Annotated in this window: 17 protein-coding genes; 10 read left to right on the plus strand and 7 right to left on the minus strand. The window is 65.0% G+C overall.

All coding sequences use genetic code 11. From position 1 onward, the window contains the following. Nucleotides 1–36: 36 nt before the first annotated feature. From QRN51_RS13435 to QRN51_RS13445, 3 genes are all read right to left on the minus strand, one after another. The gene (locus tag QRN51_RS13435; RefSeq protein ID WP_084784587.1) at nt 37–237 is read right to left on the minus strand and encodes a YegP family protein; all 201 of its coding nucleotides are present in this window, start codon (nt 235–237) and stop codon (nt 37–39) included. A gap of 220 nt (nt 238–457) precedes the next feature. After that, nucleotides 458–1,321, minus strand: coding sequence for a CHAD domain-containing protein (locus QRN51_RS13440; protein ID WP_284990348.1), 864 nt, complete (start codon nt 1,319–1,321; stop codon nt 458–460). Between the two features lie 44 nt (nt 1,322–1,365). After that, nucleotides 1,366–3,060, minus strand: a complete 1,695-nt coding sequence (locus QRN51_RS13445; RefSeq protein WP_284990349.1) for a bifunctional 3'-5' exonuclease/DNA polymerase — start codon at nt 3,058–3,060, stop codon at nt 1,366–1,368. Between the two features lie 280 nt (nt 3,061–3,340). Here QRN51_RS13445 and QRN51_RS13450 point away from each other — a divergent pair, with 280 nt between their 5' ends. The 8 genes from QRN51_RS13450 to QRN51_RS13485 all read left to right on the plus strand — a co-directional run bounded on the left by QRN51_RS13450 (nt 3,341) and on the right by QRN51_RS13485 (nt 9,009). Further along, nucleotides 3,341–3,520 carry a hypothetical protein gene (locus QRN51_RS13450; RefSeq protein WP_284990373.1) on the plus strand — a complete coding sequence of 60 codons (180 nt, stop codon included), beginning with the start codon at nt 3,341–3,343 and terminating at the stop codon, nt 3,518–3,520. After that, complete coding sequence (gene ssd / locus QRN51_RS13455; RefSeq protein WP_284990369.1) at nt 3,517–4,536, plus strand: septum site-determining protein Ssd; 1,020 nt, start codon at nt 3,517–3,519, stop codon at nt 4,534–4,536. Before QRN51_RS13450 ends, ssd begins: the two co-directional genes overlap by 4 nt. Then, complete coding sequence (locus QRN51_RS13460; RefSeq protein WP_284990350.1) at nt 4,533–5,798, plus strand: TadA family conjugal transfer-associated ATPase; 1,266 nt, start codon at nt 4,533–4,535, stop codon at nt 5,796–5,798. The genes ssd and QRN51_RS13460 overlap by 4 nt, the downstream gene beginning before the upstream one ends. A 551-nt stretch (nt 5,799–6,349) precedes the next feature. After that, a complete protein-coding gene (locus QRN51_RS23295) occupies nt 6,350–6,622 on the plus strand; it encodes a hypothetical protein (RefSeq protein WP_332603451.1) in 273 nt (90 codons plus the stop codon). Between the two features lie 137 nt (nt 6,623–6,759). Then, nucleotides 6,760–7,254, plus strand: coding sequence for a type II secretion system F family protein (locus tag QRN51_RS13470; RefSeq protein WP_502870865.1), 495 nt, complete (start codon nt 6,760–6,762; stop codon nt 7,252–7,254). Nucleotides 7,255–7,457: 203 nt separating this feature from the next. Beyond that, entirely contained in the window at nt 7,458–7,847 is a 390-nt protein-coding gene (locus tag QRN51_RS13475; protein WP_284990353.1) for a DUF4244 domain-containing protein, read from the plus strand. Between the two features lie 119 nt (nt 7,848–7,966). After that, nucleotides 7,967–8,485 (plus strand): TadE family type IV pilus minor pilin, encoded by a 519-nt coding sequence (locus QRN51_RS13480; protein WP_502870866.1) that lies wholly within the window; start codon nt 7,967–7,969, stop codon nt 8,483–8,485. After that, on the plus strand, nt 8,482–9,009 hold the full coding sequence (locus QRN51_RS13485) for an Rv3654c family TadE-like protein (RefSeq protein WP_350224980.1): 528 nt from the start codon (nt 8,482–8,484) through the stop codon (nt 9,007–9,009). The genes QRN51_RS13480 and QRN51_RS13485 overlap by 4 nt, the downstream gene beginning before the upstream one ends. A gap of 63 nt (nt 9,010–9,072) precedes the next feature. On the opposite strand, the gene QRN51_RS13490 is transcribed toward QRN51_RS13485, so the two are convergent. Both QRN51_RS13490 and QRN51_RS13495 read right to left on the minus strand, forming a co-directional pair. Beyond that, nucleotides 9,073–11,397 carry a DEAD/DEAH box helicase gene (locus QRN51_RS13490; protein ID WP_502870867.1) on the minus strand — a complete coding sequence of 775 codons (2,325 nt, stop codon included), beginning with the start codon at nt 11,395–11,397 and terminating at the stop codon, nt 9,073–9,075. Between the two features lie 66 nt (nt 11,398–11,463). After that, nucleotides 11,464–12,159, minus strand: coding sequence for a GNAT family N-acetyltransferase (locus QRN51_RS13495; protein ID WP_059389501.1), 696 nt, complete (start codon nt 12,157–12,159; stop codon nt 11,464–11,466). 125 nt (nt 12,160–12,284) lie between these two features. Between QRN51_RS13495 and trhO the strand changes: the two genes are divergently transcribed. Next, nucleotides 12,285–13,178 (plus strand): oxygen-dependent tRNA uridine(34) hydroxylase TrhO, encoded by an 894-nt coding sequence (gene trhO / locus QRN51_RS13500; protein ID WP_059389502.1) that lies wholly within the window; start codon nt 12,285–12,287, stop codon nt 13,176–13,178. A gap of 9 nt (nt 13,179–13,187) precedes the next feature. Here trhO and QRN51_RS13505 read toward each other — a convergent pair whose 3' ends face one another. Both QRN51_RS13505 and QRN51_RS13510 read right to left on the minus strand, forming a co-directional pair. Then, nucleotides 13,188–13,724, minus strand: coding sequence for a DUF6023 family protein (locus QRN51_RS13505; protein ID WP_284990355.1), 537 nt, complete (start codon nt 13,722–13,724; stop codon nt 13,188–13,190). 43 nt (nt 13,725–13,767) lie between these two features. Further along, nucleotides 13,768–14,205: a DUF6023 family protein gene (locus QRN51_RS13510; RefSeq protein ID WP_284990356.1), complete on the minus strand. Its 438-nt coding sequence runs from the start codon at nt 14,203–14,205 to the stop codon at nt 13,768–13,770. A gap of 101 nt (nt 14,206–14,306) precedes the next feature. Between QRN51_RS13510 and QRN51_RS13515 the strand changes: the two genes are divergently transcribed. Then, nucleotides 14,307–15,971 carry a DUF7059 domain-containing protein gene (locus QRN51_RS13515; RefSeq protein WP_284990372.1) on the plus strand — a complete coding sequence of 555 codons (1,665 nt, stop codon included), beginning with the start codon at nt 14,307–14,309 and terminating at the stop codon, nt 15,969–15,971. The last annotated feature ends 6 nt before the right edge of the window (nt 15,972–15,977 follow it).

The raw sequence follows: 15,977 nt of genomic DNA on the forward strand, positions 1-15,977 counted from the left end.
TGCGCAGGCAGGCCGCTGGCCCGCCACTGGCTCCGGCTATGCTGCGCGCCGGACGGTTTTTGAGCGATCCACGACGATGCCCGTGGCAGCATTTTCGCGCACGGCGTTGATGCCGTCCACTACGGCTTTCAGGTGTTTGAACCGTGGCGATTCCGCCACCAAGGTTCCATCGGCGGCCGTCAACCGAAACCGGTAGCCGTCTTCGCCGTCTTTGAGAATTTCGAATCGTCCAGCCATTTTGCTGTTCCCCCTTGGATACTGCCCGCACAGTGACTTGCGCAGTGAGTGCGTCTTTGCACTGTGGCGCCCCTCACGTCGAACGCCACAAGACGAGACTATCGAGAAGGAAGGGGCGTGCTGAAGTTACTTTGGGGTACATTACTTGCCCGGGTCATGCCGGGTTCGTTTCCGCCATATGACTCGCTTTCGGGGCCGCCGGCGGTTATGGTTCCGGGCTTCAAAAGATCAGTGCGCGCCGTGGTGCCGGCACCGGATATTCGGCGATTGCCATCCGGAACTCTTCCTCCGCGCTGAGTCGCCGCCGGACCTCCATCGATTCCAGCCTCTGGGCATCTTCCGCGTCGACGCCGGGGTTTTTCGCCAGTTCCCTGATCCATTCGCCGGCCACGACAGCGTCATGTTGCTCACCCAACAACCGCTGCAGGGCGATCGCCGGTTGGATCACGCCCGAAGCGTGATGGCTGAAGGCGTCCGCAACTGCCTCCACTGAGTAACGGAGGCACTTGACGTCTTTGCGCGCCTGGTGGAGTGCGGCGTTACGGACCTCCGGGTCGTTGCTGCCTGCCTGCTCCGCGAGGCTGTGCTGCAACCGCTCCCACCGGCCTTGGAGGCGCTCCGCGAGGTCCGCCGTCGGGTGCTTGTATTCCCTTGCGGTGGGCACTTCCAACAGGGCTGCCCTTGCGGCCCGCACCGTGCGTTTGCTGCGCTTGTGCCCACCCAGGGCAGCGGCCAGCCGGGCGCTGGACGCTTCCAGTTCCTCCACGGCCTGGCGCACGGTCCCGGGGTTTTTCCACGAGTCCTTGGTGTCCAGGGACAGCCGTATCCTTTGCGCCAGGACATAAGCGTCCCTGGACTCGCCGAGCGAAGTTGCGAGCCAACTGACTTCCTCGCGGGCGGTCCGGGGGAGTTTGGGAATCATGCCGCGATAACAGCTAAGCACTGAACGGAGCCGGCGAAGGGCGAGCCTGGCGTTGTGTACGGCTTCCGGATCGGCCGCTGCAACCAGCGGCAATTGTCCTTCCAGAGCGGTCAGTTGGAAGGCGATGTATGCAGCCAGCGGTGCGTGGCCTTTGTGTCCCACGGGGCAATCGTCCTCTGCTGTCGGGCGCGGGGCAATAGCGCCGATTACTTCGCTTTGTCGTAGGAATCGACGACGGCGACGCTCACCGGAAATTCCACCGGAACCCGCCCGAACAGCAGTTCCTTCGCCGCGGCTGCGGCCTCTTCGATGGCCTTGATGCACGCTTCCACCGACTCTGCAGGTGCGTGGACCATCACTTCGTCGTGTAGGAAGAACACTAGTTCCCCGGCAGGCAGGCCGTCGGCACGTGCGGTGCGTAGCCGCCGTCGAAGTTCGGCAAGCCAGCACGACGCCCAGTCCGCCGCGGAACCCTGCACCACGAAGTTCCGCGTGAAACGGCCCCGCGAGCGGGCGATGCTATCCGCGCGCCGCTGTTCTTCCGCCGTCGTGGATTGTTGGCTGCGGATCCAGCGTTCCGACGGCGGCGGGCTGCTGCGCCCCAACCTTGAGGTCACGGTGCGGCCGCCTTCGCCGTCGCGGGCTGCCTGTTCCACGAAGCCGACTGCCCGGGGATAAGTCCGGGTCAACTGTGGCATGAGGCGCCCGGATTCGCCCGTGGTGGCACCGTAAATTGCGCCCAGCAGGGCGATCTTGGCCTTCGAACGGTCGCCACCGAAACCCTGCGCGGCGATACCGGCGTACAAGTCCTTGTCCCGGGCAGCCTCGGCCATCTTCGAGTCCTGCGCGAGCGCCACCAGAACCCGGGGTTCGAGCTGGGAGGCGTCCGCGACGATCAATTTGTGCCCCGGGTCGGCATGCACCGCGCCCCGGATCTGGCGGGGGATCTGCAACGCCCCGCCTCCCCTGGACGCCCAACGACCGGAAACCACGCCCCCCACCACGTACTCGGGGCGGAACCGCCCGTCGCTCACCCACGCGTCCAGCCACGACCAGCCGTTGGCAGCGAACAAACGGGAGAGCTTCTTGTACTCCAGCAGTGGCTCGATGGCAGGATGCTTCGATTCCTTGAGTTCCCACTGGCGGGTGGTTTTTACTTCGATCCCGTTCCGATGGAGTGCACGCATGAGGTCCTGGGGTGAATCCGGATTCAGCTTCGGAGAGTGGAGAATCCCGCGAAGCTCGTTGCAGAGAGCTTCGAGCCTGGCCGGCCGATGGCCGGCGGGTGGGCGGGGACCCAAGTGGCCTTCCAGGATTTCTTCGTGCAGCGTCTCCTGCCACGGCACACCCGTGAACTGCATTTCGGCGGCGATCATGGCACCGGCGGATTCCGCAGCCAGCAGCAGTTTCAGTCGGTGCTGCCGGCCTTCTTCCTTGGAAGCCTGGCCGAGCGCATGTTGCTGGGCCGCGAATTCGGCCCGGATCTCGTCCAGGCTTGGCTGGGTGCTGCGCGGGACCAAGTCGTCGAACAGCGCGTCCTGCTCGGCGGGCGGCGGGGGAGGCTGGAGGACCCGCGGCGGAACCGGCATTTCGTCGTCTTGCGTGAGCTTTTCCGCGCTGCGGGCATAGTCCGTGTGGGCCGTGAACTCAGAATGCACCAGAATGGCGCGGCAGAGTGTGAGGTCGTGGCAACGCTCCAGTTCCACCCCGGCCTGGAGCATCGCCGGGTACCAATCCTGCGTCCGGTTCCAGACCCAGCGCGGACGGCTCTTCTCCAACCCGCTGACGACGACGGCGAGATCCGCCTTTCGTACCGCGCGCGGCTCCGCCACGGCTACTCCGGCAGCGTTGATTTCCTGAATGGCTGCGCCGTCTGGATGGGCGGCGAGCAGCAGGTACATGCTGACAATTCTGCCCTGTGATTCCGTGGAACCTTGCACTTTGCGGACAGTTGCCGTCCGCAAGCTTGTGGCCTGGGTAGTGCGGCGTCCGGGGCGATGCTGTCCGGGGTGCGGCGTCCGGGGCGATGCAGTCCGCGGGCGCCGTGTCCGGGGCGATGCAGTCCGCACGCGGACCCGTCCCCCACAGGGGTCGTTGTGGGTGCTTTGTCCACATACGCCGATACGGGCCTTCAATGCCCGTGGTGAAACGGAAAGAGTGGCTTCATGAGCGGGCAACATCTTGAGCGGAACCACAGACCCGGCGGAAGCCGGGCTGCCGCTGACGGCGCGCGCGGTTCGACGGTACTTCAACGTGGCCACCCCCTTCCCGGAAGATCCGGTCCACGGTCCGGGACGAAGCCAGATCGGGACTCCGGGGAGCCGTGGCTTCCCGCCAGTTCCGGCGATGTCCTTCTGGTGACGGGGAACGTCCGGCTACAAGCCGAAACCGAAAGGATCGCGGCCGCTGTCGGTGCCAGTCTCCGGACAACGATGGATCTATCGGCAGCCTTCCCCATGTGGGATACGGCGAGGATGGTGCTTCTTGGCAGCGATATCCGCGACCTTCCGCCCCGTCGTCGTGCACCTTCCGTCTTGCTGGGCCTCAACGGTGAAGGGGACTCGTTGTGGCATTTGGGAGCGGCCCTGGGGGCCGAACGTGTGGCCGTGTTGCCGGAAGCCGCAGCCTGGCTGGCGGATCACCTCGGTAGCTCGGATGATCCAGACCCCGGAGGGTTGGTGCTCGGCGTGACAGGAGGATGCGGCGGTGCGGGTGCGTCCACGGCTGCGGTCTGGCTGGCGCAGGAAGCGGCCGTCCACGGAATCCGGACGCTGCTGGTTGATGGCGATTCGCGCGGAGGAGGCCTTGAGCTTTGCCTGGCAGCTGAAGATGCGCCAGGACTGCGCTGGCCCGATCTCGCCGATGCCAGCGGCAGCATCGGTACCGGGCAGCTAAGCGACTCATTGCCGATCGCCGGCGGATTCTCCTTCCTGTCCTGGCCGGGCAGCCGCGACCGCCCTCTGGATGTGGAGCCCGGGGCCGTCGCGTCCGTCCTTGATGCGGCGAGGCGGGGATATGAGCTGATCATTGTCGACATCGGCCGCGGAACGGAGTCGCTTGGCAGCTTTGCCTGGGACTGCGACAGGATTCTTCTCCTGGCACCGGCCCAACTCCGCGCAGCCGTCGCCGCGGCCAGGCTTCTTCAGGAGCTGCCGCCGGTGGACACAGCCTTGGTGGTCCGTGGAAATGCCGGTGCTGCCCTGGACGGACCGCTCATAGCCGAGTCACTGGGACTGCCCCTTCATGGCTTGCTCCCCGAGCTCCGCGGCACCGCCGCGGCCGCTGAGCTCGGACGCCTTCTGGAATTCGGCAAGCGCAAGGCCGTGCGTCGCTTTGCGGAACCCGTACTTCAACTACTCGACGACGGCGCAGTATGAGTGCCCCTGGGTTTCCAAACGGCGAGCGCCGTCGCAACACGCGTCTCCTCGACGCCGCACTCCTTGAAAGCGTCCGGGAAACCGTCATGGCCGACGCCGGTCCAGTGACTCCGTCACGCGTGGCAGCGGCCGTCCATGCCACGGGCAGGCTACTCGGGACCGCGGGGGCGCTCGCCGCCGTCGAATCCATCAGCGCCGAACTGAGCGGACTTGGACCTCTCCAACAGCTCGCCCGCGATGCCTCAGTGACGGACATCTTCGTGAATGGCCCGGACTCGGTGTGGTTCGACCGCGGCAAGGGGCTGGAGCGGGCGCAGGTGCACTTCGACGGCGAACCTCAAATCCGTGCCTTGGCCTCCCGGCTCGTGGCGGCCGGTGGACGCCGTTTGGACGACAGCTCGCCGTGCGTCGATGTCCGCTTGGACGGCGGATACCGGGTGCACGCAGTGTTGCCTCCGATTTCCACTGCCGGAACTTTGTTGTCCGTTCGGATTCGGCGCGAGGAGGTTTTCTCGATCGACGAGTTGCGTGCGGGAGGCATGTTCGGGGCACCGGTCCAGCAGGTGCTGCAGGCAATGGTTGATCGCAGGCTGAGCTTCCTGATCAGTGGTGCCACCGGTTCCGGAAAGACCACATTGCTGTCCACGATGCTCGGCTTGAGCAGCCCACATGATCGGCTCGTCCTGATTGAGGACGCCTCGGAGCTGAACCCGGTGCACCCGCACGTGGTTTCCCTTGAGTCCAGGCACGGGAACCTTGAAGGCGGTGGCGCTCTCGATCTTGGCGAACTCGTTCGGCAAGCACTGCGGATGCGGCCGGACCGGTTGGTCGTGGGTGAGTGCCGCGGCGCGGAAGTTCGTGAGCTGTTGACGGCACTCAATACCGGCCACACGGGAGGCAGTGGCACAATCCACGCAAACACCGCCTCCGCCGTCCCGGCCAGGCTCGTGGCGTTGGGCGCGCTTGCAGGCTTGAGCCGGGAAGCCGTTCAACTGCAGCTTTCAACGGCATTGGACGCAGTGGTCCACGTCGAGCGGACACCGGCCGGCAGAAGAGTTTCCTGCATTGGATTGTTGGCGGTGGGCGCGTCCGCCCCATCGATCGTGCCTGCCGTGGAAATGCGGGCGGGTGTTGCTGTCCCTGGTCCCGCTTGGGGGGACCTCGCAGATCGCCTTGAACTGGACCCTGGGCTCCTGCCCGGGCCCCTGCCCGGCTCGCAACGACCGATCTCGCGTTCGGATCACCTTGGAGCTGTCGCGTGAGCGGATTCCTCATTCTCGTCCTGGCGGCCGCTGCATGGGTTTTCTTCCAACCGTCCCGGCGACTTGGCAAACGGGTAGTGCGTGCCCTGCCTCGTGCTCCCTCGCATGGGGCTGGGGCTGGGGCTGTGGCAGGGGCCGGGGCAGGCGCTGGGGCGCGCGTGCCGGTGCGGCGCTCCCGCGCGGACGCATTGCCGCTCACGGTACTCGTACAGCAGTTGGCCGCCCTCCTCCGGGGCGGCCGTTCGACGTCGCGCCTCTGGGAGGAACTCTGGATTGTGCATGGACCCAGGGATCACCGCATTCGTTCGGTCGACTCGGAGGACCGCAAAGTGCGAGCTAAGGCCCTGGCATTACCCAAGGTGTCGGATGGGTCTCTTCAGGTTCTCGCAGCGGCGCGGGCGGCATCGATGAACGGGGCCTCGGTCGCCGAAGCCATCAGATCGTCGGCAGCGAAGAATCTTAGGGGGAGGAGTCCGCTGGAACATCAAATCTGGGGAGAACTTGCCGCCTGCTTGGACGTCGCGGAGGCGACTGGTTGTCCATTAGCCGACGTGCTGACCAGATTCGCCGCCCAGCTTGAGGCCGAGGACGACGCCGGCGATGCCCGGCAGACTGCCTTGGCCGGCCCGAAAGCCACTGTGCGCCTTCTGACATGGCTGCCGGTGTTCGGCTTGGGGCTGGGCATGATGCTTGGGGTGGATCCGTTGGGGGTCCTGTTGGCCAACGGCTTGGGATTGGCGGCGCTCGCGGCCGGGGGTGTCCTGACTGTCACCGGCAGAATCTGGTCATCCCGGTTGGTGCACGTCGCGGCGGGCGTTGACTGATGGGCTCGGCATTCGCAGCCATCGCAGTGTCCCTCGTGCTGGTCTTTGCGGCAATTCTCGGGCTGGCCTATCAAGGACGAACCCGGCGGCGCTCAATCCTCCGGACACTTCGCGGCCCATTCGGAAGAAACGGCCCGATGAACAACACCAGCCGGGGCGAGGCGGCGGGCACTCTCCGGAATCCCGATGGGCAGGGAGGCTTGCGCAATGTGCCCATGATCCTTGAGTTGGTGGCCGCCATGCTCGACTCCGGGGCGGGCCTCGGACGGTCCCTTGAGTTGATCGCCGGATGCGCGTCCCCGCAGCTTAGCCGCTCCCTGAAGACGGTGGTTGCTGCCCTCGATATCGGAACGGACTGGGAGACGGCATGGCGGAGTGCGGGCCAGCAGTGCGCTGAAGCGCGCAAGCTCAAGGATGCGCTCGCCTTCGCCGCCCTGACCGGCGCACCATCCTCGGCGATCCTCTATGCCCAGGCAGCTCGACTGCGGCGTGAAAAGTTCAGGGTGGCGGAAAAGCGCGCTGCCGCGCTCGGAGTGAAACTCGTGATTCCGCTGGGTCTGTGTTCGTTGCCTGCCTTCATCTGTCTTGGTGTGGTCCCGGTGCTGTTGGCCATGCTTCCGCCCAGGGGATAGCTGGCGGCGGCCCCGCCCGGGGGGATTGCTGGCGGCCCCGCCAGGGGCGGCGCCCGAGTCCCTCGCAAGCCAGTTTCCCTCCACAGGAACGTTCAGAAGCGAGTTTTCCACTTAGGAGATTTGGGGCCTTTCGAAGCCCACATGCCAACGGAAGAGTCGAAGTAGAGCCGGCAGCCAAGCCGGCCCCGCAGAAAGGAACCGAAATGAACGCAACCGTCGATACCGCCCAGGCGTCGCAGGACGTCCATGCCCCCCGGGCTGCCCTGGCACTCGCCCAGGCATCTCCTCCTCGGCCGGAGGCCGAGGTCCTCGAATTGTTCCCGGGCGCACAGGGAAGCAGGCCCGTTCGGCTGCCAACCCACCCGCATTCCACCGCCGAAGCAGGCCGTGCGCGGCCGAGCGACGGTTCTGCCGTTCCGAGACGGTCGAAGGTGCGGCTCATGGGATCCGAGCTTGGGATGGCGACGGCCGAATATGCCATCGCAACCCTTGCCGCCGTGGGCTTCGCCGGACTCTTGGTGGTCATCCTTCGCAGCGAGGAAGTACGTGGCTTCCTCCTCAACCTCATTCGTAGCGCGCTCTCCCTGCCATGACACCGCGGTGGGGTTCAAAGCGCCGTGCCGGGAATTCGATCCGTCAGTTGGCATTGGTTTGGGGGCTCGCCGTAAAGCTAGCCCGGGCGGCTGGCGTTATGCGGCAGCGGACTCCTTCGATCAGACGGCCTCCTTCGACGGAGAAGCTAGATGGCACGCGCAAGCACCGTAGGCGAGATGCTTTCCTTGCGAGGGGCCGTGGCGCCGTCACCGCTGAATTCGCCGTGGCACTACCCTCTGTCCTGCTTCTCTTGGCCCTGCTTCTCGCGGGATCGGCCGCGGTGATTACACAGCTTCGCTTGGAAGAGGCGGCCAGGGCGGGTGCCAGGGCCCTCGCCCGGGGAGACGGCCCTTCAACCGTCGACGGCATCGTTCGGATGCTGGCAGGCGATGCTGCCTCGGCTGTCGTTGCCGAAGACGGCGAATGGATCAAGGTCACAGTCTCCGCCCGGGTCGTCGGCCCGTTGGGATCCCTTATCCCGTGGAGGCTTTCGGCGACGGCATCGGCGAGGGGAGAGGCCCCGCAGTCGTCGGCGGCCACCGTTCCGTTCCTCGCTGCCCGGGACGGGGTTGTGGATTTCAGGGGTGCTGTGACGATGGCAGGGCTCCAAACCGCTGTGGAAGAGGTCGCGGCGTGAGGGCAGGTAGCGCCCGCGTCGGCGACGGGGGTCCGGTTGCTGAAAACGGTTCGGGAACCATCCGCGCTAGCGGTGACGCTCGGGTTGCTGAAAACGGTTCGGGAACCATCCGCGCCGGCGATAGTTGCGGCGAGACTGCGCGCGGCGTGAGGGCAGGTAGCGCCCGCGTCGGCGACGGGGGTCCGGTTGCTGAAAACGGTTCTGGAACCATCCTGGCTGTTGCTCTGGGCCTCGTTGTCATGGCCTGCTTGGCGGCGGCGCTGACCCTGGCCCAAGCCATGGCGATGGCCCACCGCGCAGCGTCTGCCGCCGATCTCGCGGCGCTCGCAGGAGCCGACGCGGCCCGCGGCCTGACAACCGGAGATCCTTGTTTGCTCGCCAGCGAAACGGCCGCGCAGCATGGAGCTTCGTTGACGGCGTGCACGGTGGGCGTAGGCGGGATCGTGGAAGTCCGCACCGAGCTGGACCGCGGCGCAGTCTTCGGGACCGCGACCGGCAGAGCCCGGGCCGGTCCGCCGCCCTAGAACCGCCGCCCTAGAACAGCGCCCTAGAACCGCCGCCTAGAACCGCCGCCCTAAATCGTGCGCCTAGGACGCGTCGCGCAGCAGCACGTCGATCAGGGTGACCGCTGCGTCCTTGTCCAGCGGATTGTTCTTGTTGCCGCATTTGGGGGACTGGACGCAGGAAGGGCAGCCGGTGTCACACTCGCAGGCTTTGATGGCGTCCCTTGTGGCGGTCAACCACACTTTGGCTTTTTCGAAGCCGCGCTCGGCAAATCCGGCACCGCCTGGATGGCCGTCGTACACAAAGATCGTGGGAACTCCGGTGTCGGCGTGGAGCGCTGTTGAGACTCCACCAATATCCCAACGATCACTTGAAGCGACCAGCGGCAGAAGCCCGATGGCGGCATGCTCGGCGGCGTGAAGGGCACCCGGGAACTGGGCCTCGACAAGGCCTGCGCTAGTCAGCGAACGGTTGTGGACTACAAACCATACCGCCTTGGTGAAAAGATCCCTGGCCCCGAGTTCCAGCGGTTCTTCCCCCAAAACCTCGTTGGAAATCAGTGCCTTACGTTGGAAGGAGACTACCTGTGTTGTTACTTTCACTTCGCCGAAGTGAACCGCGATATCCCCCCATTCCATGGTCCGGAGAGTCTGCAGCACCTCGATCTGCGTCACGTCCCGTGCCGTCGTGTAGTAGTCCGGGTTGGTTCGACGAACCACCACGCAATGGTCCTCTTCGTTCAGTTCCTCGACCAAGTAACTGTCGCCTTGGTGCACATAGATCGCACCCGTATGCGCCTGGTAGTGCGTCTGTGGCGAGTCCATGGTGCCTAACAGGGAGCCAGTCTCGGAGTCCACGATGCTTACGGGGCCGCCGCCATCTGCGCGGAGGTTTACCATGGCCGCGGCGCTCTCGGGATGGGTCCAGAACCAGCCCGCGGCCCGTTTCCGCAGGTACCCCTGTTGCACCAACTGATTCAGCAGGGATTCGGACGTCGGCCCGAACAGCTCAAGTTCAGCCACACCGATCGGGAGCTCGGCCGCTGCCGCGCACAGATGGGGGCCGAGCACGTAGGGGTTTCCGGGATCGAAGACGGTGGCCTCGACCGACACGTCAAAGATCGCCTCCGGATGGTTGACGAGGTATGTGTCCAAAGGATCGTCGCTGGCCACGAACGCGGCAATAGCGTTTTGGCCTGCCCGGCCGGCCCGTCCGATCTGTTGGAACAGGGAAGCCCTCGTCCCGGGCCAGCCGGCTACCAGCACGGCGTCCAGCCCGGAAATGTCGATACCCAATTCCAATGCCGACGTGCTGGACACCCCAAGCAGCTCACCGGAACGCAAAGCCCTTTCCAAAGCCCGTCTCTCCTCGGGGAGATAGCCGGAACGGTACGCAGCAACCCGCTGGGGCAGGCTGGGATCCACTTCGTCGAGGAGGCGCTTGGTGATAGACGAAATTGTTTCCGCGCCGCGCCTGGACTTGATGAAGGCGATGGTCCGCACACGGGAGGACACGAGGTTGGCCAGCAGGTCCGCGGTCTCGGCGACGGCGGTCCTGCGGGATTTTGCCCCGTTTTCGCCCTTCAGCTCGGTCAGGGCAGGTTCCCAGAATGCCACCGTCGTGGGGCCATGAGGTGAACAGTCCTCGGAAATCTCGCGGACGGGGGTGCCGATGAGCCGGGCGAAGGATGTGCCCGGGTCCGACGCAGTCGCCGACGCCGCAATGAACACCGGTTCAGGAAAGGAGGTGCCGGCACCGTAGTAGGCACAGATTCGCCGGAGCCTCCGCATGAGGTTGGCGACGTGGGACCCGAACACCCCGCGGTAGCTATGGGCCTCGTCCACGATGACGTACCGGAGCCTGCGGAAGAAGCGGGCCCACCACGTGTGGTTGGGCAGGATCCCGAAGTGCAACATGTCGGGGTTTGCGAGGATGAAGTTGGCATGATCACGGATCCAGCGGCGCTGGGACTGCTCGGTGTCGCCGTCGTACGTTTCCGCCCGGACCGTGGGGAGCTTGAGCGCGCGGATCGCTGCCAACTGGTCGGCTGCAAGTGCCTTGGTGGGGGAGAGATACAGGGTGACGGCACCGTCGTCGTGGATCTTGCCCGGCTCGGACAGCACCCGCAGTTCTGAACGATGGATGGCGTCGAGGGCCGGCAGTTGGTAGGCGAGCGACTTCCCGGAGGCGGTCCCGGTGGCAATGACGACGTTTTGGCCGGAGTGGGCGAGCTCGGCTGCTTCGATCTGATGCCGGTACGGTTCGTGGATGCCCAAAGCCCCGTAAGCGGCAACCACATCGGGATGGGCCCAGCCCGGCCACGCCTCGTGGACAGCCTGGCGAGCTGGAATGGTGCGGACATGTCGCAACTGCTCCGGGTCCGGGCTCCTGCCCAGAAGGGAGATCATCGATTCAGTTGCGTTCACGTGAACATTCTGTCATTGCGCCGGAAACCGACCGGCGCCGAACCTCGGCTACGCCACAGACAGGTCAGTCTCGTCGACCGATTTGGTGGACATCATGAGCACCTGGCACACGTGCTTCCAGCCAAGGTGGGAGTAGAGATGCTGTCCGTCCAAGGAAGCGAGGAGCAGGCCGCTTTCAACATCGTATTGAAATGCCTGCGCGGCGAGGGCTTTCATGATGAAACTGCCCAGTCCCCGGCGCTGGTAGTTGGGCTCGGTGACGATTTTGTCGAACACCGCTGTCTGCTTGACTACGTATACCTGTCCGCTGGCCGCCACCTCTTCGCCGGCATGGACCACGGCGTAGTGGACGCCTTTGCTTTCGGAAGTGGTGAGCTTGAGGTCGTCATCCGAGAGCCACGGATCCTCGGCATCTTGCGTCCCCATGTCCACGATCATCATGGTCTGGGAATCGGAGGTGACGTTCAATCCGTTCTCGCGAGCCAATTGAGTGTAGCGTCCTGCGTCGTTCGTGAGGATCGTCAAAATGCGAGTGTCCGCCTGGGCGGTCTTGGCGGCCAGTTCGGCGAACTCGTCATCCGAGGGGTCGTAGGCAAAGTATTCCCAGTCGCCGGTTTTGTCTGCACGCAGGGCTGCCGGGAACCGGCCTTCCTTTCGAGTTTCGTAACTCCGGGACCCGGCCCAGCCAGCCACCCAGACGTCGAGCAGCTCAGCGATGTCTTCAACCAAGGCTTCGTGACTCATGTAGAGAGACTATGCCAGCGGTCTGGGAATCAACAGGGGCCGTCAGTAACAGCTCCATTAACACTTAGACTGACCGAACGGCGGCCCGACTCATGGGTTTGGGGCCAGCAAGTACCCTTAAATACGTGGCTTTAAACAGAATTGTGCTCTTCTATGGCTTTACTCCGATCGCTGACCCGGACGCCGTGCGGCTCTGGCAGCGCGCCCTGTGCGAGAAGCTCGGCCTGACCGGGAGGATCCTTATTTCGCGGGACGGCATCAACGCCACAGTTGGTGGGGAACTGAACAACGTCAAGCAGTACGTGAAGACCACCAAGGAATACAAGGGCTTCCACGATATCGACTTCAAATGGTCCGAAGGCGGCGCCGACGACTTTCCGAGGCTCAGCGTCAAGGTTCGCGATGAGATCGTGTCCTTCGGCGCCCCCGGTGAACTGAAGGTGGACGAGAACGGCGTCGTCGGCGGTGGCACCCACCTTCAGCCCGAAGAGCTCCACGCACTGCTGGAGGAAAAGAAGGCTTCTGGGCAGGACGTGAAGTTCTTCGATGGACGGAACGCCTTCGAAGCCCAGATCGGCAAATTCAAGGACGCGATCGTTCCCGACGTCGCCACCACACACGACTTCATCAAGGAACTCGACTCGGGAAAATACGACGATCTCAAGGACCAGCCCGTAGTCACGTACTGCACAGGCGGAATCCGGTGCGAAGTCCTTTCCAGCCTGATGGTGAACCGCGGCTTCAAGGAGGTTTACCAGCTCGACGGCGGGATTGTCCGCTACGGCGAGACCTACAAGGACCAGGGCCTGTGGGAAGGTTCCTTGTACGTTTTCGACAAGCGCATGCACATGGAATTCAGTGAGGATGCCAAGACCATTGGCCAATGCGTCCGCTGCCAGGCGCCCACCAACAAGTTTGAAAACTGCTCCAATTTGAGCTGCCGCAACCTCACGCTGTATTGCGCCGAATGTGCCTCGAGCCCGGAAACGCTGCGTTGCCCGGAAGGCTGCGCGGCCTAGCCCCGGTCATCAGATCCGGCTCACCCGGTACGCGAAGTTTGCCTGCGCATTTGCGGTGATCGTGATGCCCAGGACGGCGTCTGTCTCCAGTTGCAGGACCTTGACCCTCGTGGTGCCGCAGCGCAGCATTACCTCGATGAGGACTTCGCTCCCGTTCCGCACAGTGAATTCGGTGCTGCGGGTACCTCGGCACGCCAGAGTCACTGCATACGTTCCCCCAGGAAGCTGGGTGGTCTCTTCGTCGCGGGACTCTCCAGCGGACAGCAGGTCGAAGCTGCTGTAAAAGGACAGCCCGTTCACGTCTGGAAGCACGTCTTGCGCCCAAGCCTTCAGCGCATCGCCCGTGACGGTCTGTCCAAGGGCCGGGTCGCGGGTCAACACCGGATCCGTGATCACCGCCGACGGCGGACTGCTCGCCGCGGCACGGCCGTCCTCGTAGGTGTATTCGCACGAGGCCAAAGTGCCGCACGCGAGCACACCACAAAGCACGACGGCGGGAATCGCCGGCGGCGTCGTCGCAACCTTCAGGGCGCGTGCCCACCCCATGGTCCGACTCTACGCCCGGCCGCAGCCGGGAACGAAGCGGCAGTTAGGAAGCCGGTACCAGTTGGTATGCGTAGATCACGGGTGCATCGACGCTGCTTGTGCTGATGCTCAGTGGGCCGGCCGAGGGAATCTTGATGCGGGACGTTTCGCGGCTGCCATTGCACGCAGCCCCGGCCTCGGTGATCTGCGTGCCACCCGAGGAAACGTCGAAGAATGCCTTGCCGCCGCCGTCGCAGGCCACAGTCAGGGTGTAGCTTCCGGCAGCGACATTTGCGAAGTTCTTGACCAAGGGGTCACGGTTCGGGATTTTTCCTGAGTCCTCCAGGACCACCCCGGCAGCCGACGGCATGGTGGTCGCCTTCCACGCGGGGATGTCGGCGTTGGAGACAGATCCCCCGGAGGAGCACGCCGTCATCGCCAGGGTGGCAGCGCCAACGAGCAAAAGAGCAGCGCGACGCCAAGTGGAGGGGTGAAATGCCATGATTCAACGCTACCTGCTCGAATGCCTCCCCGCCGACGCAGGCGATCACGCGGCCGCCCACCCACCAGCCCGAATAGACTTGCACAGTGACTGATCCCGCAATGCCCGCCATCTTTGGGACCGCCCCGAAAACCACCACCCTCGACGCTCCCCGCAGCGACCTTCCCGAGCTGCTCACGGCGCTCGCCGACGACCTGCGGAACGTTGGCTACACCGTGGACGGAGTGGCAGGACTTCTTGGGGAGTCCGCCCACGCGGCCCTCGCCCGGGATCAGCTCATCCCTGCACTCATCGCCACCGAACCGGCTGACTCCGCCGGAGACCCGGCGACGGACGGCGCGAAGGCCGCGCTCGCCGTCGTCGTGCGCTTGTGGCTTCTCGCTGTCCCGCAAACCGAAGACGACGTCGACGCCGCCCTGCCGCGCATCCGCACCTCGGGCCTGGTGGAACTTGGCTTGGTAGAGAAGAACGACGGCGGTGCTGTCGCGGCGAAGGTGGATTTGCGGCCGTACGGCTGGGAATGCGACTCCGGAGCAGACAACAGCGGGAGCGGCGGCGCGGAACTGTGGGTTTCCAGCGATCTCGCCGCCCACCAGCAGCCGGGCGTGCTCCGGCATGACCATGTGCTGGGCATCGGGCAGGCATCCACCACCCTTGTCCAGACCACGATCCGGCGGCACTCGAAACGCGCCCTTGACCTCGGGACGGGCTGTGGAATCCAGACTTTCCACCTCCTGCACCACAGCGAGCATGTCACCGCCACAGACATCTCCGAACGGGCCCTCGCGTTCACCCGCTTCAACCTGATGCTCAATGCCGAGGCCCTCCACCTGGACCCGGCCGATCTCGAGTCCCGGGTGAGCCTGCGGCTGGGCTCGCTCCTGGAACCGGTCGCGGGTGAGACTTTCGATTTGGTGGTGTCCAATCCGCCTTTCGTCATTACCCCGCGCAGTGCTGGCGAGCATTCTTCGGATCAATTCACCTACCGCGACGGCGGCCTGCCCGGCGACGACATCGTGGCCAACCTCGTCCGAACCTTGCCCGACGTCCTGGCGCCCGGCGGCACGGCGCAGATGCTCGGCAACTGGGAAATCCCTGCAGGCAGCCGCTGGAGCGAACGGCCCGCGTCGTGGCTGGCAGGGTCCGGCACGGAGGCATGGTTCATCCAACGGGAACAGGTGAGTCCGGAGCTGTACGCGGAGACCTGGTTGCAGGACGCCTCCGAGGGCCGCGACCGTAAGCTCTACCGTGACGCCTACGCCGCCTACCTGCAGGATTTCGCGTCCCGCAACGTGGACGCCATTGGCTTCGGAATGATCTGGCTGCGGCGGCCCGAAAGCCCGCGTCCGGGAGATGCGCCCGCCCGCTTCGAGGAAATCACGTACCCCATCGAGCAACCGATCGGCCCGCACCTCGCCGCCGCCGTCGAACGCGCCGATTGGCTCGATGCCCACGAACTCTCAGAGGCTCACTTGGTGGTGGCCGAGGACGTGACCGAGGAACGCCACCAGCGGCCCGGTGCCGAACACCCCGGCGTCATCTTGCTGCGCCAGGGCGCGGGACTGCGCCGGACGAACCTGTTGAGCACCGAGCTGGCCGGTTTCGTGTCGGCATGTGACGGCGAGCTGTCCGTCCGCCAGCTGATCGGCGCCTTGGCCGGCCTCCTGGGTGGAGACGACGACTTCGACGACGACGCTTTCCGCGCAGGTCTGCTCTCCGACGTCGGTAACCTGGTCCGCGACGGTTTCCTGCTTCCCACGGCATAGGACAAT

It is taken from the genome of Arthrobacter sp. efr-133-TYG-120, assembly GCF_030209785.1.
GTDB lineage: Bacteria > Actinomycetota > Actinomycetes > Actinomycetales > Micrococcaceae > Arthrobacter.

Coding starts and splice junctions, on each gene's coding strand:
- QRN51_RS13435 (WP_084784587.1), bottom strand. CDS start 237: ATGGCTGGACGATTCGAAATTCTCAAAGACGGCGAAGACGGCTACCGG.
- QRN51_RS13460 (WP_284990350.1), top strand. CDS start 4,533: ATGAGTGCCCCTGGGTTTCCAAACGGCGAGCGCCGTCGCAACACGCGT.
- QRN51_RS13490 (WP_502870867.1), bottom strand. CDS start 11,397: ATGATCTCCCTTCTGGGCAGGAGCCCGGACCCGGAGCAGTTGCGACAT.
- QRN51_RS13510 (WP_284990356.1), bottom strand. CDS start 14,205: ATGGCATTTCACCCCTCCACTTGGCGTCGCGCTGCTCTTTTGCTCGTT.
- QRN51_RS13505 (WP_284990355.1), bottom strand. CDS start 13,724: ATGGGGTGGGCACGCGCCCTGAAGGTTGCGACGACGCCGCCGGCGATT.
- QRN51_RS13515 (WP_284990372.1), top strand. CDS start 14,307: ATGCCCGCCATCTTTGGGACCGCCCCGAAAACCACCACCCTCGACGCT.
- QRN51_RS13470 (WP_502870865.1), top strand. CDS start 6,760: ATGAACAACACCAGCCGGGGCGAGGCGGCGGGCACTCTCCGGAATCCC.
- QRN51_RS13495 (WP_059389501.1), bottom strand. CDS start 12,159: ATGAGTCACGAAGCCTTGGTTGAAGACATCGCTGAGCTGCTCGACGTC.
- QRN51_RS13475 (WP_284990353.1), top strand. CDS start 7,458: ATGAACGCAACCGTCGATACCGCCCAGGCGTCGCAGGACGTCCATGCC.
- QRN51_RS13445 (WP_284990349.1), bottom strand. CDS start 3,060: ATGTACCTGCTGCTCGCCGCCCATCCAGACGGCGCAGCCATTCAGGAA.